21 protein-coding genes are annotated in these 21300 nt (G+C 57.0%); 11 read left to right on the forward strand and 10 right to left on the reverse strand.

All coding sequences use genetic code 11. From position 1 onward, the window contains the following. The first annotated feature begins 123 nt into the window (after window positions 1-123). Genes MV985_RS02320 through MV985_RS02330 form a run of 3 tightly spaced genes read left to right on the forward strand, consistent with a single transcriptional unit; the run spans window position 124 to window position 1345 of the window. On the forward strand, window positions 124-318 hold the full coding sequence (locus MV985_RS02320; protein WP_297460218.1) for an antitoxin family protein: 195 nt from the start codon (window positions 124-126) through the stop codon (window positions 316-318). Continuing rightward, entirely contained in the window at window positions 305-766 is a 462-nt protein-coding gene (locus MV985_RS02325) for a type II toxin-antitoxin system VapC family toxin (RefSeq protein ID WP_297460237.1), read from the forward strand. The genes MV985_RS02320 and MV985_RS02325 overlap by 14 nt, the downstream gene beginning before the upstream one ends. 3 nt (window positions 767-769) lie before the next feature. Then, window positions 770-1345 (forward strand): hypothetical protein, encoded by a 576-nt coding sequence (locus MV985_RS02330; RefSeq protein ID WP_297460246.1) that lies wholly within the window; start codon window positions 770-772, stop codon window positions 1343-1345. Here MV985_RS02330 and glmM read toward each other — a convergent pair. The 5 genes from glmM to MV985_RS02355 all read right to left on the reverse strand — a co-directional run bounded on the left by glmM (window position 1342) and on the right by MV985_RS02355 (window position 6306). Next, entirely contained in the window at window positions 1342-2691 is a 1350-nt protein-coding gene (gene glmM / locus MV985_RS02335) for a phosphoglucosamine mutase (protein ID WP_297460264.1), read from the reverse strand. The genes MV985_RS02330 and glmM overlap by 4 nt on opposite strands. A gap of 57 nt (window positions 2692-2748) precedes the next feature. After that, a complete protein-coding gene (locus MV985_RS02340) occupies window positions 2749-3132 on the reverse strand; it encodes a hypothetical protein (protein ID WP_297460272.1) in 384 nt (127 codons plus the stop codon). A gap of 4 nt (window positions 3133-3136) precedes the next feature. Beyond that, window positions 3137-3874, reverse strand: coding sequence for a hypothetical protein (locus MV985_RS02345; RefSeq protein ID WP_297460280.1), 738 nt, complete (start codon window positions 3872-3874; stop codon window positions 3137-3139). Further along, entirely contained in the window at window positions 3871-5256 is a 1386-nt protein-coding gene (locus tag MV985_RS02350; RefSeq protein ID WP_297460287.1) for a hypothetical protein, read from the reverse strand. The genes MV985_RS02345 and MV985_RS02350 overlap by 4 nt, the downstream gene beginning before the upstream one ends. 258 nt (window positions 5257-5514) lie before the next feature. Then, the gene (locus MV985_RS02355) at window positions 5515-6306 is read right to left on the reverse strand and encodes a BtpA/SgcQ family protein (RefSeq protein WP_297460426.1); all 792 of its coding nucleotides are present in this window, start codon (window positions 6304-6306) and stop codon (window positions 5515-5517) included. A gap of 106 nt (window positions 6307-6412) precedes the next feature. Between MV985_RS02355 and MV985_RS02360 the strand changes: the two genes are divergently transcribed. From MV985_RS02360 to MV985_RS02380, 5 genes are read left to right on the forward strand one after another with little or no spacing between them, the layout of a single operon-like run. Continuing rightward, entirely contained in the window at window positions 6413-9583 is a 3171-nt protein-coding gene (locus MV985_RS02360; protein ID WP_297460308.1) for a transglutaminase domain-containing protein, read from the forward strand. Beyond that, the gene (locus MV985_RS02365; protein ID WP_297460317.1) at window positions 9567-10526 is read left to right on the forward strand and encodes a hypothetical protein; all 960 of its coding nucleotides are present in this window, start codon (window positions 9567-9569) and stop codon (window positions 10524-10526) included. The genes MV985_RS02360 and MV985_RS02365 overlap by 17 nt, the downstream gene beginning before the upstream one ends. After that, window positions 10523-11689, forward strand: coding sequence for a DUF58 domain-containing protein (locus MV985_RS02370; RefSeq protein ID WP_297460325.1), 1167 nt, complete (start codon window positions 10523-10525; stop codon window positions 11687-11689). The genes MV985_RS02365 and MV985_RS02370 overlap by 4 nt, the downstream gene beginning before the upstream one ends. Beyond that, the gene (locus tag MV985_RS02375) at window positions 11686-12498 is read left to right on the forward strand and encodes a hypothetical protein (RefSeq protein ID WP_297460333.1); all 813 of its coding nucleotides are present in this window, start codon (window positions 11686-11688) and stop codon (window positions 12496-12498) included. The genes MV985_RS02370 and MV985_RS02375 overlap by 4 nt, the downstream gene beginning before the upstream one ends. A 22-nt stretch (window positions 12499-12520) precedes the next feature. Then, window positions 12521-13813, forward strand: a complete 1293-nt coding sequence (locus MV985_RS02380; protein ID WP_297460352.1) for a phosphoadenosine phosphosulfate reductase family protein — start codon at window positions 12521-12523, stop codon at window positions 13811-13813. Here MV985_RS02380 and MV985_RS02385 read toward each other — a convergent pair. The 3 genes from MV985_RS02385 to MV985_RS02395 form a co-directional block, all read right to left on the reverse strand. After that, on the reverse strand, window positions 13797-15875 hold the full coding sequence (locus MV985_RS02385; protein ID WP_297460443.1) for an alpha-amylase family glycosyl hydrolase: 2079 nt from the start codon (window positions 15873-15875) through the stop codon (window positions 13797-13799). The two genes, MV985_RS02380 and MV985_RS02385, sit on opposite strands and share 17 nt — an antisense overlap. Window positions 15876-15994: 119 nt before the next feature. Then, entirely contained in the window at window positions 15995-16639 is a 645-nt protein-coding gene (locus MV985_RS02390; protein ID WP_297460358.1) for a DUF257 family protein, read from the reverse strand. Between the two features lie 51 nt (window positions 16640-16690). After that, window positions 16691-17968 (reverse strand): TldD/PmbA family protein, encoded by a 1278-nt coding sequence (locus tag MV985_RS02395; RefSeq protein ID WP_297460451.1) that lies wholly within the window; start codon window positions 17966-17968, stop codon window positions 16691-16693. A 136-nt stretch (window positions 17969-18104) separates the two neighbouring features. Here MV985_RS02395 and MV985_RS02400 point away from each other — a divergent pair, with 136 nt between their 5' ends. Further along, window positions 18105-18677 (forward strand): hypothetical protein, encoded by a 573-nt coding sequence (locus MV985_RS02400; RefSeq protein ID WP_297460365.1) that lies wholly within the window; start codon window positions 18105-18107, stop codon window positions 18675-18677. Here MV985_RS02400 and MV985_RS02405 read toward each other — a convergent pair. Next, window positions 18674-20035, reverse strand: coding sequence for a TldD/PmbA family protein (locus tag MV985_RS02405; RefSeq protein ID WP_297460372.1), 1362 nt, complete (start codon window positions 20033-20035; stop codon window positions 18674-18676). The genes MV985_RS02400 and MV985_RS02405 overlap by 4 nt on opposite strands. A gap of 52 nt (window positions 20036-20087) precedes the next feature. Between MV985_RS02405 and MV985_RS02410 the strand changes: the two genes are divergently transcribed. Continuing rightward, window positions 20088-20600 (forward strand): metalloregulator ArsR/SmtB family transcription factor, encoded by a 513-nt coding sequence (locus tag MV985_RS02410; protein WP_297460373.1) that lies wholly within the window; start codon window positions 20088-20090, stop codon window positions 20598-20600. Continuing rightward, window positions 20597-20851, forward strand: a complete 255-nt coding sequence (locus tag MV985_RS02415) for a hypothetical protein (protein ID WP_297460377.1) — start codon at window positions 20597-20599, stop codon at window positions 20849-20851. Before MV985_RS02410 ends, MV985_RS02415 begins: the two co-directional genes overlap by 4 nt. Here the strand turns inward: MV985_RS02415 and MV985_RS02420 are convergent. Then, the gene (locus MV985_RS02420; RefSeq protein WP_297460383.1) at window positions 20848-21297 is read right to left on the reverse strand and encodes a universal stress protein; all 450 of its coding nucleotides are present in this window, start codon (window positions 21295-21297) and stop codon (window positions 20848-20850) included. The genes MV985_RS02415 and MV985_RS02420 overlap by 4 nt on opposite strands. Window positions 21298-21300 lie beyond the last annotated feature (3 nt).

Here is a 21300-nt window from a genome sequence, read left to right on the forward strand (position 1 = left end):
TCCGATTACGTTATAGTCAACGAAGGAACACTTGAGGAGCTTAAAGAGAGGGTCGAGGAAATAATAAAGGACATCGCGGAGAAGGTTTAAAGGGAGTTTTACCAATTAAGCTCTGGTGGAAGCATGGAGACCGTGGAGGCCATTTATGAAGATGGCGTTTTGAAACCTCTAAAAAAGCTTAACCTCAGAGAACATTCACGGGTGAGGATAAAGATAATTCCGGAAGATATAGATGACATTCTGGATTCCCTCCTAATCAAGAAAGTGGAAAACATAGACTACAAGCGTCTGAAGGAGGCTTATTATGAGTCACTCTGAGGCCTTTGTTGACTCATCAGTTTTTGTCGGCCTACACTTGGGGGACCCAAGAGCCAAAGAGCTCGTCAAAAAGGCCATAGCCAGAGGATATACTCTTGTCACAAATCCAGTGGTGTTTTCCGAGACAGTTTACAAGGTTATGTTCACACTCGCCATCCAAGATGGACTTAAAGGAACCTATGACCTCAAGAAACACCTGGAAGAATACACCTTCGTATATGAAAGAGTCAAGTCAGCGTTTGAAGAACTTGGTGAGGCCGGCTTTTTGAAAATTGCCCCCATCACTGAAAACACAATAGAGCTCGCATCTCAAATTGGGAAAAACTTCAACCTTCTACCAAACGATTCCCTTATCGTTGCAACGTGCAAAGAGCTGGAAATCGGACTAATCCTAACGTTCGACTCGGACTTTAAGAGGGTTCCTTTCTTAAAAATCTTTGAGGGATGAGCCATGAACCTCCTGATAATAGCCCCCTGCCTCCTGAGCCCCTTCTACGTTTACCGGGGAGCGAAGGAGAAGGAATACGAGACAGCTAGAAGGTTGAGAAAGCTTCTTGGAGAACTCGGCGAGGAGTGGCAGATTCTGGCCTATCCCTGCCCGGAGTTCGAGCTAATCGGCTGGCCGCGCGCCCCCGCGAGCAGGGAGGTCTACGAGAGGTTAGGAATGCGCGAGAGAGCTAAGGTGATAGCGGACTTCATCGGAAGGGTTCTATCTGAGGAAAAGCCGGAGAAAGTTGTTTTCCTGGGTGTTAAGGGTTCGCCCACCTGTGGCGTCTTCCACACGAGCTCAAGCGATCCCGACGGATATCCCTACGGGGCGATGGGGGAGTTCTTTTACTTAGGCAAGGAGGAGAGGCTGAAGCGCGCGAAGGAGCTTGTGAGAGAGCAGGAGTTCAGGCTCGTGAAGATGCCCGGAATACTCTTTGAGATACTCATGGCGAGGTTTCCAGAAGGGACTTACATCGAGTTCGACAAGGATGACGTGGAAGAAAGCATAAGAATGTTAAAGAAAATCCTCAGAGTTTAAGCCCTTTTTATAGCCTCCTTCACCAGTCTCTCCGCCTTCTCCATCAGCTCCTTAGCTTTTTCCTCCGTGTGTGCCTCGAGGGTTATGCGCATTATCGGCTCGGTCCCGCTGGGCCTGAAGAGAATCCACCAGTCGTCGTTCTCTATCCTAATCCCATCTATGTCTATCAACCTCTTGTATTCGAAGGTCTTCAGGGCCTCCTTGGCTATTATCTCCATAGCTTTAGCCTTCTTCTCGTTGGGGCAGGGTATCTTGGCGCGAAGAGTCACGTAGCGCGGGACCTCTTTGGCGAGCTCGCTTATCGGGCCAAGTCTGTCAATCATCTCCAGAACCAGTGCACCGGCGAAGATTCCATCCGGGGTGAAGTTCCACTGCGGGATTATCCAGGTTCCAGATGGCTCGCCACCGAAAACGCCACCGTGCCTGACGAGCTCGTCGGCAACTGCCACATCGCCAACGCGCGTCCTGATGACTTCTCCTCCAAGGGGCCTGACGTAGTCATCGAGTGCAAAGCCCGCATCAACCGTTGTAACTATCTTACCCTTCCCGAACTTCCTGAGCATGTAGCCCGCTATAAGCGAGAGCATGACCTCGTACTCGACGAAGTTGCCCTCATCGTCAATGACGCCGATTCTGTCCGCGTCTCCGTCGTGCGCTATGCCTACATCGGCTTTCATCACCCTAACGGTCTTCGCCAAGGCTGAGAGGCTCTTCGCGTTCGGCTCAAGTTCTCTCACAAAGAAGCCACTCGGATGGGCGTTAAGGCTGATGACCTTATTCCCAAGCTCGCGCTGGAGGTAGGGGCTTAAAATGCTCCCGGCGCCGTTGCCTGAATCTAAAACGACCGTGTAAGAACCATCGAGGTGAACCATCCTGAGGGCTTCCCTGATGTAATCCTCCCGTGGATCGGCCTTTCTGACGGTCCTTATCTCGTTCCAGGGGGCCCTTTTGAAGTTCCCGGAGTCTATTATGGCCTCAAGTTCCGCCTCCATATCGGGTGTGTAGGCCATGCCGTTACTCTGCCAGACCTTTATTCCGTTGTATTCCGGCGGATTGTGGGAAGCGGTTATTGTAACGCCCGCATCGGCACCGTAGAGCTTTATGGCGAAGCCCGTGAGGGGTGTTGGGGCCAGGCCGATGTCAATAACGTCAACGCCAGTGCTGAGAAGACCGCTGATAAGGGCATTTTTGAGCATCTCGCCACTCGTCCTCGTGTCCCTTCCAACGACAACGGTTCCACCATTGAGGTGGGTACCCAGGGCCATTCCCACCTTCAAAGCCAGCTCAGGCGTCAGCTTTTCGTTGACGACCTCCCTGATTCCGCTGGTTCCAAAGTACTTCCCCATTCCAACCACCGCCGGATTGTTTGGGGAAAGTAAAGTGGAAGGGATATAACGCTTTCGTCACTTCTTTTCGAGCCTGTATATGCCCACGCTGACCCTGTAGGAGTCCGCGTTGAGCGGAGCCTTGTAGTCGACCCTGACCTGGAAGGGCCTGCTGGAGCCGTAGAAGAGGCTGTTTCCCTCAGACTCTGTGAGGACGTTGCCATCCTCGTCGAGTATGACTATTTTCTCCACCCTTCCCTCACTGCTCGCGTTGATGTAGTATTTTCCAGCGGGAAGAAGATGTGAGAGGTAGAATACGTCACCGCTTACCGTTTCGGTCTTCACCTCTACTGGAACCTTGTCGTAGGTGGTGTTGTAGTAGTACTGCATCCCGAAGATGCCCGCGATTCCCAGAACAACAAGCAGGAGGAAAGCGGCGGCCAGTTTTTTAATCAAACCCATTTTTTCACCCCCTATCACCGCTGAGCTCGATAACGTCAATCTCCCCCGCGAACTCCTCAGGCGAGAGCTCTCCGGAGAGGGCTTTAAGGAGGGCATCGCTGGGAACTGAAACGCTCACGTTTCTCTCGCCGAGGTAGACTATCTCCACCTTCTCAACCCACGGTGCATCTTCGAGGATTGCCAGGCTCATCTTGGCGTAGTCCCTCCAGAATGAATCCCCGTCTGCAAGATACTCGAGGGAAACGCTCGCGGTGTCGTTCGTAACGGTTACGCTGTGGACGAGAACGTCGAAGAGGCCCAGGTCAGTCTCAATCCTGAACTCAGGCCTTCTAATGTCCTCGAAGGTGGCGTTGTTGAGGTTGCCATCCTTGACGGTCAGCGCGATTACAGGCTCGTCGTCAAAGTAGGCCTCTACCCTGATGTTCTCGGAGCCGTTTTTATGAGCTCTCTCCGCGAGGGTATAGGCCCTGCCGAGGAGGTCCCCGTCAATGACGCCTGTCTCGAAGCGTATTACCGTCCAGTTGCCGGAGTTAATCACACTCACGTTCCCTGCTAAGTCCATGCCCGTTCCATCCGAGGGGGTTTCCGTTGCGGTGGAGGTCTCCCCGAGGTTATCCGTCACGTTCTTGGCGGTATCTATAACCCGCTCAGGACTGATATCGTCGGGAACGTGAAAGTCCCCGTTGAAGTAGATGTAGCCGCCTATTAGGATGAGAAGGAGGAGCAGGAGCTTACCCTTCATATTACCCCCTCCTCGTAGAGCTTGTTGAGGTAGAACCTCACCCTCGCCTCCTGGTTCCTGAAATCACCCTGGGAGTTTCTGTTCATCATGTTGACGCGGTGCATTCCCGTTGTGGTGTCGCCTATCTCCTCGACCGTGTTCCTGATGATGTCCCTGTACTTCAGCCCGGCCCTCTTGTAGCGGAGGGCTATTTCAGCTGTCTTCTCGAACTCCCAGCGGTAGTCCTGGGCGAGCGTCTTCTTTATGGCGACACCCATCGAGTTGAGGATAAGCTCTATCGGCTTCGTTTCGACGCTGGAAGGGACGGCGTTTCTGTAGGGCGAGAGGGCCTTCTCGCGGTTCTCTATGTCCGACATGCCGTTGTAGAGCGACGCGCTTTTCTCGTCCACGTGGAGGTCCTTGGCGGTCTTTCTCACCAGTTCGTCGTCCGAGAAGACGTTGATGTCCTTGTCGGCCTTGAAGTAGTCCTTGAAGAGGCCCAGCGGTTTTGGCAAGTAGTCCGCCACCCTGTCTATGAAGGAATCAAGGACCCTGTTGCCGTAATATTTGGCCTTCCAGCCGAGGGCCGTGCCATCGTCGGTGTGGTCGGCCTTTGAGTTGACGAGCCTGATGACCTCTCTCCCGGAGGTTTCGATGACTAGGAAACCACCCCAACTCCGGCCGAGTTCTCTGAGCTTCTCTTGAGTGGTTTTCATCCTCTCCGCCGCGTCGGGGTTCAGTTCAGGGGGCTCAAAGTGAGACTCCCCATTCCCCGGTACCTCCACGGAGGAGTTCACCGGAACCCTCACCGTACTGTTTGGGATTCGCTCAAGGTAAATGTTGAGCAGAATCGGGGCGAGACCTTCGAGGTTGCAGGCGGTGGTTCCCTCGACGTAAACAGCCTTTGCCATGACCCAGTAGTGGCCGTTAACCAAAGCTTCGTATGTGTGTTCAATGGACACGAACCTGTACCCATCCAGGTACTCCCTGCCGTGAACGGTTCTCAAGTCGGCGTAGTTTGAACCCGTGGTGAGCTCGTAGTGGACGTACTCCCTTCCTATTTCCTCCCCCACGGAGTTCGTCAGGACGTATTCCCTGTCCGTGTAGTTCTTGGCGATTTTGATGAACCCTTCGAACTGCTCAACGGCGCCGCTGTCGTTGTAGTAATTGACCAAAACCTCCACGTAGTTGGAGCTGTCCTTGGTATGGTTTGCGCACATGAAGTCTTGATAAAAGAGGACGTAGTTGAAGTTGGTGCTTCCCCCGCTGTAGGTGAGAACCAGCCCCAGGGACCTCGCCTCCTCCCTGGTTATTGAGGGTAGTTCCTCCGGAAACTGGGAAGCGGAAACTGGAAGGGCCAACAACACGATAATCCCCACGAGGGGGGCGAGTTTTTTCAACATCCTACCGACCTCCCAACAAATCCAGAAAACGCCTCGCGGACCTGAGGGATGGTAAAGCTAACCCAAAGGTGAGGGCAAATTTAATAACCGAGTCAAGACCTCAAAGCCCGTTGGGTGTTTTCCGGACATTCAATCACATCCCGGCAAAACCATCTCGCGGAAGAGAAAAGCGGGACAGGTCTTGCGTTTTTACGGCAGCTAATTACGCATTAATGGGTAATAAGCCTTTCGGAAAAGAAAATTCGAGCGAAAAGAAAGTCAAGTTAAAGATTTTCGAGAGCGAAGATTTTTCGCGAGCTCAACGAGTTTCCTTGCCCTCTCCGGAGAAACCTCGTTCTCGACAATTCCGTCCCGCTTTATCCAGGTCCCCACGATAAAGCCATCCGCATGATTCCAGAGTTGGGGCAGATTCTCGTAGGTTGTCCCCGAGCCAACTACCACCGGAACGGGAGAGATTTTCTTCGCGAGGGCCAGCTTTTTCAGGTCAACGGGTTTTCCGGTTGCCTTCCCGCTCACGACGATGGCATCGGCTAAACCGCGCTCAACGGTATCGCGTATAGCATCCTCAAAGTCGAAGAAGTGAACCGCGTGCTTGACGTGCACATCCGCGAAGACCCTGATCCCGCTTGGGAGGAGTTTCCTCAGCCTTGCAAGTTCATGGGCGATGCCCTCGATGATTCCCTGGTCCGTGTAAACCACACCGCTCAGCACGTTCACCCGTATGAAATCCGCTTTTATCGCGTAGGCTATGGAGTAAGCCGCTATCCCGTCGTTTCTCAGAACGTTTATTCCAACCGGAACCGAAACCTCGTCACGGATTGCCTTGGCCACAGCCGTAAAGGATGCAACGGTCGTCTTATCCACGTATTTTGGAAACGGCACGTCGCCGAAGTTTTCAACCATAATCGCATCGAAACCCGCTTTTTCAAGCGTTCTGGCGTCCCTGAGAGCTGACTCAATCACCGTCCCCAGATCGTCGCCGTAGAGGTAGGAGCCGGGGAGCGGCTTCAGATGGACCATCCCTATGAGGGGCTTTCTACCAAAGTCCATACCAATCACCGGATTAAGAACGCACATCCCCAGTTAAGGGTTTTGGCGGGTGAAGATTTACAGTCATGAAAAGCTTTATATAACACACCGATGAAGGGTTTCTGTCATGAGGGTTCGTAAGTACGTAACCTTCTCGTTGATGATCCTGATCTCGCTGCTCATGGCCTCCGCCCTTCTGAGATCGGTTCCCGAGTTCGCCCCCTCTCCCGTCCCGATCGAGGATCTGCTCGCCAGGAATTCCGGAAACGGTACTGAACCGACAGGATCTTCCCCCGCACCCAATGGAGAGCCGGAACTCAGCGTCACCGGGGCGGCCCACATCCATTACCTCCGCACCGCGGTTTACTCCATTTACGTGAACGGGAAGTGGCGGGAGGGAAACGCCACCAGGATCCCCTCGGGGATAATCGCGAGGCCCGAAATAACAGTTCCCCACCACGAGGAAACAGACACCGTGACCGTTGTCTCATCAGTTCCGCTCAAAACCCTTCCAACGGCCCTCCACACGGTCCGGGTCGAGGCTCCAGGGGTTAGTGCCCTCCCGGAGTACGATCTCTTCCAGACGGCCACGAATGTTACATTCTACCGGTTCAGGGCGATTACTTATACCTTCGATCCCCCCTATCTCCTCAACCTCACGGCCGGGAACCTCACCGATTACCTCAACGCCCCGAACGACCGGGACCTCGCGACCCTTGCCATGAGGATCACACTGGGGGCGAAGTCCGACTACGAAAAGGCAGAAAGGATAATGTACTACCTTACGGGAAACTACGCGCTCAACGAAAGTGTCGCACCTCCCAACAACACCGACCGGCTTCGTTGGTTCCTCTTCCACTCGAAGACGGGAAGCTCCTACGACTTCGCCACGGCCTTCGTCCTGCTGGCCAGGCTGAACGGCCTTCCCTCGAGGCTCGTGGAGGGATTCGGGATAAACGCCACTCCTGAACCGCAGAGAATCACCGGAAAGAACCGCCTCTACTGGGCGGAGGTATACTTCAGGGGCGCGGGCTGGCTGACTTTCGACCCCATCAACGACTACACGAACGTTTTCCGGCCCTTTGAAATCAAGCTGGAGGAGAACGAGTTCACGGTACCCATTAACGGGAGCGTCCTTCTGAGGGTGCACTTCCTGGACGTTGCAAGCGGACTTAACGCCACCCTCCGGATCACCGACTGGACCGGACGGGAGCTCTTCACCACCACCCGTCCCGGGACCTTCGAAATCCCCGTGGGGCCATTCAAAAGACCCGGGAGTTACGCGCTCTTTGTCAACGCCTCCGCCCGCGATGGTTCGACGGTTGTTCTTCCGGTAAGGGTGAACGTTATCGGCAGGGCGGCCGTCTACCCCGAAGGGGACTGGATTATCATGAGGTACGGTGAGACCACCAGGGCTCTGATTCGTGTGAGGGGACTGGAATCGGTTGCGGTGTCCTCGGACTCCCCCCTCGTTGCCGGCACGCTATACCTCTCCTCGGATCCAAAGGACACGGGGGTCCTCGTTGTCTTTTTGACCGGGAACAGAACCCCTCCCGGATGGCAGAGGGTCGTGCTTGAGCTCAGGGGCAAAGAAGAGAACCAAACCGTCGTCCTTCCGGTCCTCATCGTTGACCCGCCCGAAGTTGACCCGGTTCTTCCCGTGAGGCTGATGGGTGGAACAGGTTTCGAGATCTCAGGAACCGTCAGGGGACGAGAGTCCGGCCACCCCCTGGAGAGCGGCCTGGTCTACGCTACCATAGAGAGCGACAGGCTCCACCTCCTGGGAGTCGGAAAGGTCAGCGGCGGGAGGTTCTCTTTCAACGCCACCGTTCCGACGGAGTTGCCCGGGGGACGGTTCATCCTCGGGGTGACATATCTTCCCCCCGCCGGCGTCCCGGGGGATGGTTCATCCTCGGGACAGGTCATCGTGATCGGGCTTACAGAGATAACCGTCCCCGAAGAGGTGATCGCCCCTCCAGGAAACGTGACGGTGACCGGGATTCTCCGCGGACGGGATGGGCACGGGATAGCGAACGCGACGATAGGGTTCCTCCTCGATGGAGCTCCTGCCGGGGAGCTGAGAACATCCCCAGGAGGAACGTTCCGCGTCACTGTGCCGGTGGCGGGCGTGGAAGTTCATAGATTGGGGTTCCTCTTCAACGGGACCGACTTCTACGCCGGGAGCTCGGCCCTGACTGTGGTGAGGACGGTGAAGCTCAAACTCCCGAAAGAGATCAACGTCACCCTGGGAAGTCCCCTTAACCTTAGGGGTGCCCTCGTCGGTGTGGAAAACGCAACGCTGAAGGCCTACATCTTCCCCGACAGGGAGTACAGGGTGAGGGTTGAGAACGGGAGCTTCTCAGTTGTCATCGAACCCTTCCCGACTGTCGGGGAGAGAACGCTCGAGTTCCGCTCCGGGGCCCACATCCTGGGGAGGATCGTTCTGAGGGTGGTCTCTCCTGTGGAGATAAGGCTCCTCGGGACCGAGAGGGAGGACGATTCCGCCACGTTAAGGCTGGGGGTATTCAACCGCCTAGGAGAACCTGTCCCGGGGATGAGGCTGGTGGTGAGGACAGAAAACCTCACTGAAGTCTCGACCACGAACTCCTCTGGGATTGCGATCGCCAGGATCCCCGTGGGGGAAGACGCGGAGGTGCTCAACGTGACCGTGATTTTTGAGGGGAGCGGCTACTACCTCCCCGCGAGGGCATCCTTCAGGGTACCGCTCCACGGGGAAGGCGGACCCTGGGGTATCGCCGCGGTAATCGGTCTTCTCCTGGCAGTTTACGTCGCCACCCGCAGGAAGAACCCGGGGGTGGGGAATTCCCCGACGGTGGCGTTTCCGGATGGCGTTCCCGTCTACCGGGAGGGGGAAAGGATTGAAGTAACGGCCGGTTGCGACGGAGCCGAGCTGCTCGTCGACGGGCATTCCCTCGGGGTGGGAAGGAAATTCACACTGGTTCTTCCGGCGGGTGAGCACTGGGTGGAGGTCCGGTGCAGAGGGAAAAGCGAACGGGTCAGGGTGGTGGTCGTGAGGGACTACGCAGACGCCGTCGGGATGTTCTACGAGAGATGCCTCCTCCCGTGGGCGGGAAACCTCGGGCTGGATGTGGAGAAGATGACCCCGAGGGAGATAGCCGGGGCCCTCGCGGAGAAACTCTATCCCCCAAAACCCCTGGACATAATTACAGGGACGTTTGAGAGGGCCAGGTACGGGACGGGGGGACTCTCAAGGGGAGACTTCATCAGGTTTTACAGGGCCCTCCTCGAGCTGGTGGGGGGTGAGTGCGTTGTTTAAGCCAGGAACGGGTAGGATGATCCTTTACGCGGGAATCGCTATGGCTGCCTACGTCCTATCCCTGGAGCTCGGGACGTTTCCTGTCTTCGCCTCCGCCCTTGTCCTGGTGGCATTCCTGATAGTGGCAGACCTGGTTGGAAAGACCCCCGGAAGGTTCCTGAGGGTGTTCGGTATTTCCCTTGCATCTGCCCTCATTCTCCCGGAAAACTGGAGCTCCCTGTGGGAGGCGTTCCTGGGAACCGGACTCGTTCTCCTGGCACCTTCCCTCAAGAACCGTGCAAAACTCGTCCGTGGACTTGGCCTCCTAATGCTCCTCCACGGTGTTTCGGGGCTCCCCCCTGTGGGGGGCTATTCCAGGGTTTTTCTCTACACAGGGATCTCCCTCTTCGTGGCCTACGCTCTCTCCGAGCTGGGAATCCGGTTCTTTGAAGAAAACGCTCTGGGGTTCGGGATTCTCGGCGGACTGTTCGGACTCTACGCCTCGATGGGGGGCACGCTCCTGGAAACCCACCCTGAACTGGTCTTCTACGCCGAGTGGCTGATTCTCTTCCTTGGCGTTCTCATCGCGGGTAACATCGTGTACTCCCTCGTATCAAGAACGGATCCCGAGGAGTACCTCCTCCGGCTCTGGGAGGAGGGACGACCCTTCGACCCCGAGCTGAAGGCCATCGAGAGGGCCGTGCAGGAGTTCGTGATTCGGGGCAGGAGGGGACCGCTTGTGGCCTTCCTCGCCTACTACGGCGGAAGGCTCTTCGGGACGAGGGCGGAGTTCGAGGAACTGGTATCGAGAGTGGCGGACTACGAACCCGAAAAAACCTCCCCTCTGACGCCGGCCTGGATACGGCGAAGGCGCGAGCGGGCGGAGTTAGCAAGAAGGATGAGAATCGTCGAAGAAGTTCTCCACGAGCTCGAAAAACTCCTTGGAAGGGGTGGGGAGAGATGAAAAAGAGGCTCGTTGGCTACCTCATCTGGGCGATCCTCGTCGGGGTGGCCCTCCTCTCCCCGGGAATGATCGTGCTGGCGGCGGTTCCCCTCACGATACTCGCGGTCGGCACTCTAATGGACCCACCGGGGGACATAAGGGTTGAGAGGAGCCTCTCAAGGGAGAAAGTGCGTCAGGGGGAGGAGGTCGAAGTGAGGGTGAGGATCAGGGCCGGGAGGGGAATTGGAACCCTCGTCGTCAGGGATCGTCTTCCCGGAAGCGTTGAGGTTGTGGAGGGGAGCCCGGTGGGAACCTTCTTCAAGGGCAGAAAATCCCTCCAGGTGGAGTACTCCTATCGGCTGCGGCCCCTCAGGGGCGGTGCCCATACGCTTCCGGGGAGCGAGGTTATTGCCGAGAATCCTCTGGGAACCAGACACTTCTGGGGGATTCCCGGGGAGAAGCTCAGGATAAGGGTGATCCCGGGTGAAAGGGCCGGGGTGGAGATGCAAAGACCCCTCCCCAGGAGGGTCCTCAACCGGTGGACGCGATCAATGGAGTTCCGCGAGATAAGGCCCTACCTCCCCGGGGATCCCATGAAGCTGATAAACTGGAAGGCCACGGCCAGGCTGGGTGAACCCCTGGTCAACGAACTGGAGGGCGAGGTGAGGGAGGCCGTTCTGTTCATCCTTGACTCGAGAACCCTTATGATACCCGGGGAAGGGGTCAGCCCCTACGACGTCGGAGCGGCGCTGGTCATCGCCCTGGCAAGGTACCTCCTCGGCAACGACCACCATGTAGGGCTCTACATTCTCGGTGCCGGTAGATTCCTGCCACCGGCAACGGGTCGGGAGAGACTTCGGGGCATCGTGGAGGCAATGGCCGGGGCTGGCCGGGAGGTTGACGAGACCCTTCCCGATGTGATCGAGAAACTGAGGGGAACGCTCACGCGCCGCACTCCACTCGTGATCTACGTCTCCAACATCCTCGAAGGAACGAAGGTGGAAACCAGAAAGGGACTCGTGACCGCGAGAGTGCTCACAGGAAGACGACCGATTCTGGTGGACGTTTCACCGGACCACGGGGACCCAATGATCGAGCTCGAAAAGAGGGCCATCCTGGGTGAACTCATGGAAACGGCCCGCGTCATCCGCCTGGGATCCAAAGGAAAGGAGGGATCTTCGTGAAGTTGGCCCGGGTGAAATCACTCACCGTTGCCTCGGCGGTCGCGCTGGTGGGCCTTGCGTACTCCAGCATCTTCGGGCCATGGATGGCCCTCGCCTCGGCCCTTCTCATCGCTGGCCTTTTCCTCTCCAGCGGTTCAGCGGGGGGGAGCGTTCTGCTTGCGACCCTTCTCTACACGGTTCCCTACACCCTTGGAACCTCAACCCTTCTGGCGGCGGCCTTCCCCCGGGTACACGAGTCCCTGGCCGAACCCGTGCTTTCGAGCCCATACTTTTCCTCCATCATCCCGGTACTGGTGCTGATTACCCTTAGCGTGACTGTGGACTATGTGGAGAGGCTCGAGAAACTGGAAGGGCACTTTGGGAGAGCCTTCAGCCGGAACCTGTTTCCAGGACTGGCGGCGATACTAACATCCCCCATCGTAGCAGTCGCCATCGTGTTCTTCGGCCTGAGAATCGCCCTCCCCGGTGGCGTCATCCTGCTTCCAATAGCACTCCTTCTCCTAGGGATAGTGCTCTCCACTCCATGGGAGTGGCGCCCCAAGAAGATACTCGTGGCTGTGGACGTTTCGGAGGAGGGAAGGGTTTTGGTTGAGACGCACAACGGCAGGAAAGCGATCCCGGTGAGCGGTTTCTTCCTGGCGGAGTGGGGGACGGCGAGGGTCGAGCTTGAGCTCGATGAGAGGCCGGTGAGGGTTATCTTCGCAGGAGCGGGGGATGAGAAAATTCTCGAACCGGTGGCCCGGGGTGTTGACGGGGAGACCCTCTACCTCCTCTACCGGGCTGGAGGGAGGGGAGAGACAAGCTTTTAAGCAGACAACTCAAACCCGCCCCATGTTCACCGTAATAACCCGGGCCAGAAAAGATGCCAAGGCCCTCCAGTACCTCAACGAGAGGAGCTACGGCGGTTTTTTGAGTGTGGAGAGCCTCGGCGGGGGAAGGCGGAAGGAGGAGGTCATCGAGAACCTTGAAGAAGTTCTCCGGAAGCCGTACATCCCGATCCTGCTCCTCGGCGAGAGCGAGAGAGACCTCATGAAGGAACTCCTCCCGATCCTGAGGGAGAGCGGAAAGCCCTTCTACGCGAGGCTCTTGAGGACGAAACGGGTAAGGAACATGCGGACGGACGAGCTCCACGCCAACCTGGAGGAGATAAAGGCCCGCTTTCGCCTCGGAATCGAATGGGACGGTGCTTACAAGCTCAACCCCGAGAATCCCTTCGGAATCGAAATCCATCCCGATTACGACGTCTACCTGGCACTCGGCGAGGGTTTCAGAAGGGCCATGAGGTCAATTCTCAAAGTTGAACTCGGCGAAAACTCCCTCGTTCTGAGGAAGTTGATGAACCAAGAGGTCTATTTCTCAGGACCGAACAGGGTCGCCGAGGTCAGCAAGAAGCTCGGCTTTCCTACGGAGGTCCTCTGGAGGTGCCCGTGCACGGAGGACGTCCCCCTCGAATCCATCCTGAAAGCCAACGAGGGATACATAGAGACCTTCGCCGGGGCGAGCAGGGCTTTCCTGGAGAGGTTTAAGGACTACGACGTGGTCGTCCCCTGGAGCGGCGGCAAGGACTCCACCGCTGCTTTAATCCTCGCGAGGGAGGTCTTCGGCAGGGTACGGGCGGTCTACGTCAGGATGGAGTATGAGATGCCGGGGACGGACGAATACGTGGAGGAACTGGCGAAAAGGCTCGGCGTCGAGCTGATAAAGGTCGAGGTTCCGATGCCCATCGAAAGGTTCGGCATGCCGACCCACTCCAACAGATGGTGCACGAGGATGAAGGTCGAAGCCCTATACAAGGCCGTCGAAGACCTCGAGAGGCCCTTACTGGTGGTCGGTGACAGGGACGGGGAGAGCGCGAGGAGGAGGCTCAAGCCACCGGTCGTGGTGAGGAGAAACGACATCCTGGGCGAGTTCATCGAGGTCATGCCCGTGAAGTTCTGGAGCGGGCTCATGGTCCAGCTCTTCATCCTCTTGAGGGGCTTTGACCTCCATCCCCTCTACTACGCGGGCTTCTACCGGCTGGGATGCACTGTTTGTCCGAGCCTGGCGGAGTGGGAGGTCGAGCTGCTCGATAACCTTGGGATGCTTCCGGATGTGATGAAGAGGAGGTCTAACCCCTCCTCCTGAACACTACCGTCGCCACGATCAGCAGGAGAACAGCAGGGGCGATGTAGGGGACCGGGTTCGTCCCGATCGGGCTGTGGACGACCGTAGTCGTGGGGCATACCGGCGGTTCCAGTGTGAGTACCACGGTCCTGCCACCGATCCCGTAGAGGGTGACGTTGAGAGGTTCCAGCTTTTCCCAGGGCAGGCCGCGGTAGAGTCTGACCGAGAAAACAGTTCCGTTCGGAAGGGGAACAACGGTGAAGTAGTAGCCCCTCGATGACCTCAGGAGCGGCCTAGGTTCGGCAAGCTCGGAGATGTTGCCCCGTATCCAGAGCTGGCCCCTCAGGTTCGTCCCGTTGATCACGACCAGCGCGGGAACGTCGTTTCCGGAGTAGTAGCGGAGCTTAGCCGGGTTGCTTCTCTTTCCATTACTCTCGACAGTGACGTTCACCCACGCGGAGGAGGTTTCGACCTTTGGAACGCGGACGAGTATAGCTGTGGAGTTCCAGGAGAGCACCTCCGCTTCTCTGCCACCAACGATAACCCTCCCACTCTCCCCGAAGCCGGCGCCACCGATGAGGATTTCCTGGCCAGGCCGGGCCGTGGAGGGGGTTAGAGAACCGATGAGCGGCCTCTCCTGCGGGCGCTCGATGTGGAAGACGTAGAAGCCGTCCTTCTGGAGAGTCAGCGTAGCCGTCCCGTCCTTTACAGCCATCTCGGCATTGTAGAGGGCATCGCGATAAACCCCGTCCGGCCAATCGAGGTTTAATGTGAGGTCCCTCGGGGAGCCTTTGTTCATGGTGACGAGGAGTTTATGCGCCCCAAAGGTCCTCTCAAAGGCCCAGGTGGAGTAGTTGGCATAGAGAGTTCTGAAGTTGCCAAACGCTAAAGCGTCGTTGATCTTCCTAAGCTCCGCAAGGGTTCTAATGATGCGCGCCGCCTCGGTGGTGTTATTGAAGACCATCATCGGCCTGTTGTAGGGATCGCCCTTCCCGTCCCTGCTCACGAGGTAGCTCTCGTCGCCGTAGTAGATAACCGGGATTCCGGGGAGCGTCATCGTCAAGGCGAGGGCCATGTGGAAGCGCTCCATTTTGTCCCTCCTGTCTGCCATGTTGAGGAAGCGGACCAGATCGTGGCTGTCGAGGAAGTTCACCTGCTTGTTCGGGTAGACGAAGAGGGAGTAGTAGGAGGAAAGCTCCTCCGAGAGGTCCTTCAGACTGCCGAGGAAGGCGAAGGTTCGCGCCATATCACCCCTGATGGGAATCGCGAGGAGGGGTGAGACGTTGGAGTAGCGGTAGAAGTCGTAGAGATCCGCGGTTCTGTCAGTGGAGAGGGCATAGTACTCGCCGTAGATGAAAAGCGGCCTCTCCGAGTAGAGGCGGAGGTAGAAGCTCTCAAGCCAGCCGAGGTCCATGTGCTTGGCTGCATCTATCCTGAAGCCGCAGGCGCCGTTCTCGACGAAGAGCCTGGCCCCATCCGTTAAGTAGGAATCCACCCAGGGGTTGAGCTGGTTGAAGTCGGCTAAACCGTAGAGGTTCGCGTACTTGAGCTGGAAGCCGCGCCACTCCTTTATGTCCCCGTTGTGGTGGTATACCGCCTCCCTGCTTCCGGTGTATGGGTTGAGCCTTGCCTTCTTGGCGTCCTTGTAATAGTCGGTGACCTTCGTCCCATTGTCATAGAGGGAGCCGAACTCTCCGTCGGTAGCCGGGCCGGCGTGGTTGGGCACGTAGTCAACTATCACGCAGATTCCCCTCTTTCTCGCTTCCTCAGTTAAACGCTTGAAGTCGCTCCAGTCCCCGAAGTGCTCCTCTATTCCCTTGTAGTCCCGCGTCCAGTAGCCGTGGTACGGGGCGCTTCCGGAGGCCATCCTGTTGATGTTGTCGTCCAGCGGGGAGACCCATATCATAGAAACGCCGAGGCTTTTGATGTAGTCGAGCTTATCGATGAGACCCTCAAGGTCGCCGCCCCAGTAGAGGCGGTAGTTCCTGTGGTTCGAATCGTAGAATGGATCGTCGTTGCTCTGATTGCCGTCGTAAAAGCGGTCGATCATGACCTGGTAGATTACGCCCCTCTCTGGGACCATGTAAGTATGGGCAGACGCCAGCGGGGATAGAATGAGTAAAGCAAACAGTAGGGCTACTGGACCCAAGCGCCTTCCCAAACCATATCACCGAAGGTGATAAAGAAGGGGACTTATAAACCTCACGGCACCGGGATTTTGGCGCCTATGATCCCCTCGTCCGCGGCCTTCGGAACCCTGGCAACGTAGCCATCACCGGAGTGTTCGATGGAAACGATGGTCGTGGACACCTCCCTGAAGACGTGATAGCCCCCACAGGAGGGATCGCTTTTAACGACGTCCGCGTTGATGAAGTAAACCGCAATACGATCCCTTCTCCCGACGAAGGTCGAGATGTTCCGTAAGAGACGGAGAAGCTCCCTGCCCTGAAGACCCAGAAAGAACTTGTAGAATCCCAAAACTGGATTGAGGACGAACTTACCCCCGGAGACCTTAGCGTAGACCCTTTCGTAGTACTCGGTGTCGAGGAAGTGCTTGTCAACGTCAACGCTCCCGACCACGTTTCCGGCCTTCCAGCGGCCGCCTATCTTTATGACCGGAACCGAGGAGATTTTTCCAACGTCCTGGGACCTGACTTCAAGCCGCGAGAGATACTGGGGAAAGGTATCGAGGACATCATCCACGACAACCGGGATACTCCTCTTCTCCGCCCACGCAAGGAGCTTCGAGAAGAGGATCTCAACCGGAAACTCTGAAGGGTACTCAACCAGAACCGTCTCACCGGGAACGAGGTGCGAGAACAGGTCGAAGACGTCTTTTACAACCATCCGCCATCACCATGGACAGTTAAGTCCCCGGATATATAAAACTAGCGAGGGTTACACAACCCTGGCCACGACCAGAACGCGGGGAGAAACGAAGTCCCCCAGGCGGACGGGGTTCCTCCCAACGGCGGTTATGGACTTCAGAAGCTCGAAGACGTTTCCGGTGAGCATGTTATCGCGGAAGGGCTTAACATCACCTTTCTCCACGACGTAGCCGAGTCCTATGGTGAGAGAGAAGTCCCCGCTTACCGGGTTGGCCGTATGCTCGCCGAATACCTCTTTGATGACGACCCCCTCGAAGTCCTCCAGTGATTCCTTTCCCTGTTCAACGACGAGGTTGCTCGTCCCTATGCGCGGCTTAGTCCTGAAGTCCCTGACCGCGTTGCCGGTGCTCTCCATTCCGAGGAAGGAGGCGTAGGTGTGGTCGAGGAGGAAGGATTTGAGAACGCCGTTTTCAATGAGAACCGTCCTCTGACCGGGAACGCCCTCGCCGTCGAAGGGATAGCTCCCGGAACCGGCCGGAAGGGTGGCGTCGTCGAGGATGGTCAGGCACTCGCTTCCCACCTCTTCACCAGGCGATGAGAATCTGCTCCTCCCGAAGTAGACGCTGTCGCCAAAGACGTTCTCGAGGAATATCGAGAGAACAGAATGAAAAGCCCCCGGCTCGAGTAGGACCTCCCCGGAGTGGCCATCAATCGGCTTCGCCCTCGCGCTAAGCTCCGCATCGTGGAGGGCCTCGCGGATGCCTTTTTCGAGTTCCCCGAGGGGTGGGAGCAAGCGGTAGGACTGGTAGTGGGAGCCCGTCCCTGTGCCGAGGACCGCGTAGACGGAAACACTCATTCCCGTCGAGCGATCCTCCAGCTCAACACCGTTGGAGTTCAAGAGACCGCGGGCATTCACACCGAAGGCGAGGGAACCTGAGAGGGTAGCATCGCCTTTGAGTTCAACCATCAGTCCCGCGAAGTCGGAGGCCAATGAATGGGCCTCCTCAAAGGACATCTCCTCTATCCTGCGGTCGTAGAGGTTCTCAACCTTAGCAGGTTTTCCGGGTTCGGGAAAACCAACAAAGGGGACCTCACTCACCCTCGCCAGCTTAATGGTTCTCTCCACGAAGTCCTCAAGGGTTTTCCTGTCGTGGTTCAGGCCGGTGATGTAGGAGAAGCCGAGTTTATCCCCGTAGCCAATCCTGAGACCTATCCCGGAGTAGAACTTCCTCTGGGAGCGCTCAAGGCTCTCGCGCTCTATCCTGAAGGAGCTCACAGTACCCCTCTCCCAGTAGATCTCCCATTCAACGTTCTTTCCATCGAGTATCGCGACCAGCCCGTCCATCATCGGCATCCCGCATAACTTCCGGCCGGAGCTTAAAAGGTATTCGAGCCGTTGGATGCTCCCCTTCCCATGACTTCAGAGGAGATTGAAGCGATGGGAAGTGTTAAGTGTCCCCTTGGGAACTAAGAAAGGTGGAACGATGATACGAAAGGTTTATCCTGTCGCGATGATTACCCTAATGCTCCTGGCGGGCGGGTGCATCAGCGGGCCCCGTGGGGACACCACTGAATCGCAGGTTATCCCTCCAGGCTACGGCGAGTTCAATGCCGGCAACATTCTCATCGGGGATGGCGAGGTCATGATAGACCACTACGGCCTGGCGGTTCCCGTAAACAGAACTGTCACCCTAAAGGGACTCGTCTTCGCCAGGGAGTATAGGGTCTCGTCCTCCAGCGGGGAAAGCACCACCGGTTACCACCGCGGAAAAGTGGAGCTCAAAGCCTACCTCGCCGATACGTTTGTCCGATACGCCTGGAACGGTCTGGAGTCGAGGCTTGAGCCGGTTTCCGAGCCGAAGGTCGAGATAAGGCCGGAAACTGTTGAGGTGGAACCCGGGAAGAACGGAACCTTCGAGGTGAGGATAGGCACATTAGGAGCAACTCCGGGAAAGACCTACTACCTCTACATCGTCGCCTTCGGTGAGGACGGCTGGAAGGGCTGGGCGGTCGTTGAAGTAAAGATAGAAGGAAATGAAACGTTAACCTCTCCCTAGCGCATGCCCCCAACCAGAGCCCTCGTGAGGACGTGCGGCCCCCCATCATCAACGGGAACGACCTGTCCCTTGCCGCAGTAGCCGGGGAACTCGATTCTTGTATCGTCTCCAATCGCCCTGATGTTCTTGAGCACGTCCAATATCTTCCCCGAGAGGGCAACATCCCTCACCTGCGCCTTTATCTCGCCCTTCTCTATGATGTAGCCCTCCTTGGCTCCAAAGGTGAAGGTTCCCCCTGCCGTATCAACCTGGCCGCCCTTGTCTCCAATCATGTAGAGGCCGTTCTCGACCTCCTCGAGCATCTCGTCAAAGCTCCAGTCGCCTGGCTCGACGTAGGTGTTACCCATCCTCACGAGCGGCTGGTATGCATAACCCTGGGCCCTTCCGTGGCCGTTGGGCTCGAGGCCAAGCAAAGCGCTCGTCTCGCGGTCGTTGAGGTAGTTCGCTAAAATTCCGTCCCTTACCAGCTCGACGCGCTTTGCCTTAATCCCCTCGTCGTCGTATATGTAAGAACCGAACTTGCCCGGCAGGGTTGGATCGTCCACGACGTTCAGGCCTTCAACAGCTATCTTCTCCCCGAGCTTTCCGGCTAAGATGCTGTCGCCGTTCTTAACTGAATCGGCCTCGACTGCATGACCGAGGGCCTCGTGGATGAAGACGCCGGTGAGTTCCGGATCCATCACAACGTCGAACGTCCCTGAGGGCGGTGCCTGAGCGTGGAGGAGCGAGAGTGCCTTTTCCTTCACGAAATCCGTCCAGTGGGGGAGGTCTGTTTCCTCGACCAGCTCCCAGCCGGCGGTTCCACCGAAGCTCTTCCAGTAGGTCTGCATCCCGCCGTTCTCTCTGGCCGTGACCGAGAAGCCGAAGCGTATCCTCGGCACAACCGTCTCTATCTCGCTCCCGAGGGAGTTGAAGTAGAGCTGTTTCCTGACGCTGTCACCGTAGTAAACGGACCTGTTCGCGATTTTCTCGCCTTTGAGGAGCGAGTCGGTTTCCTTCACGAGGGCCAGCTTTTTCTCGACGTCGATTTCCGTGAATGGCTTTTTTGCTTTGATCTCGACGCTGTCAACGACGGGGTCTCCAGTGTAAATCCTGGAGTTTCCCTCCGAGAGCTTCGCTATCTTCATGGCCGTTTCTATGGCCTCCCCCGCCCTGCTCACATCGTTGGCGCTCGAAAAGCCCCACGCACCGTTGAAAGTCCTTACTCCTATCCCCACTTCCTCGTTGAGGGAGAATTCGTCAAGCTGGCCGTTAGAGGTCACGATGGCCGATTCAATCACCCTCTCGATGCGCATTTCGTAGTAGGATACGCCGTAGTGCCTCGCAAGTTCATCAGCCTTCCTCAGGAGGTTCTCCATTCCACCACCGGTGGACATAAAAGGGGTTCGCTTATATGAGTTCCGCGGAAACATGACCGGAGAGAGGAGAAGGGAAATACTCGCGACGATTCAGCGGAAGCCCGGAATAACCTTCAGGGCCCTGGCAAGGGAGCTGGGGCTCGGGATAGGTGACCTGCAGTATCACCTGGCGAGGCTCGAGAAGGAAGGCAGGGTGTTTTCAAGGAAAGTGGGAAGGAGACGCTACATCTTTCCGGGGAGAATGGAGGAAGATGCCCAGAGATTGCTCATAGCGATCTCCACAGAAACCCGGAGGAACATCCTGCTCCTTCTGATGAACCGCCCAATGATGCAGAAAGAACTCGCGGAGGCCCTCGGCATCAGCCAGCCAACGATCAACTATCATATGAGCGAACTCCTCAAGCTGGGGGTTGTGAGGGCGGAGAAGAAGGGGAGAAACGTGATCTACACGCTTGCATATGATCCTGAAACGGTGCTAAGGCTCGTGAATGAATACCGGCCCGGTCTGTGGGACAAACTTGCCGATGGTCTGATAGACCTGCTGGCTGGGGGTGGCTGGGAATGATGGAGCTGCTCCTCGCGATTGTGACGATGGTCCTTTCACTTCTGCTGGCCTGGGTGTCCTTCGTTGCCTATCGGAAGAGTCATCTGAGGCCCGCACTCTACCTTCTGATGGCCTTCATTCTCCTCGCCCTGAAGAAGGTGATAGAGGGCCTCAGTCTCGCCTCATGGATAGAGAGGGACGTTGGCGTTGTAACCGCCATCCTGGAGGTTATGGTGCTGGGTCTACTCCTCGTCTCGATGTGGAGGCGCTAGCGGACGATCATCACCGGCGGTTCGATGAGACCAACCACGTCCTCGAGGAGCGATCCTATCCTGGTCTTTCCGCTCCTCCCGTAGGCGCCCATCACGACGAGGGAGTACTGTCCGGAGTTGGCCTCCTCCAGGATTTTTTCCCTCGTTGGTCCTTCAACCACTCTGAAGGAGCAGTTGACGTTCTGTTTCTGGCAGAACTCGAGCAGGTTGACCATTATGTTTCTGATGCTCTTCTTCATGTCCCGCCAGATGGTCTCCTCGAACTTCTGGACATCCTTAAGATTTTCACTGACGAGACCAAGGTTGAAGGCCATCGCCTTGGCCTCTCTGCGGTCCAGTACCGAAAAGAGTATCACCTTTCCCCCCTTTCGCTTGACTATGGCTATGGCGTGAAGCGCCGCCTTCTGGCTCCACTTTGACCCGTCTATAAGCACGAGTACCTTCATGCC

Source organism: Thermococcus sp. (genome assembly GCF_027012695.1).
Classification (GTDB): domain Archaea; phylum Methanobacteriota_B; class Thermococci; order Thermococcales; family Thermococcaceae; genus Thermococcus.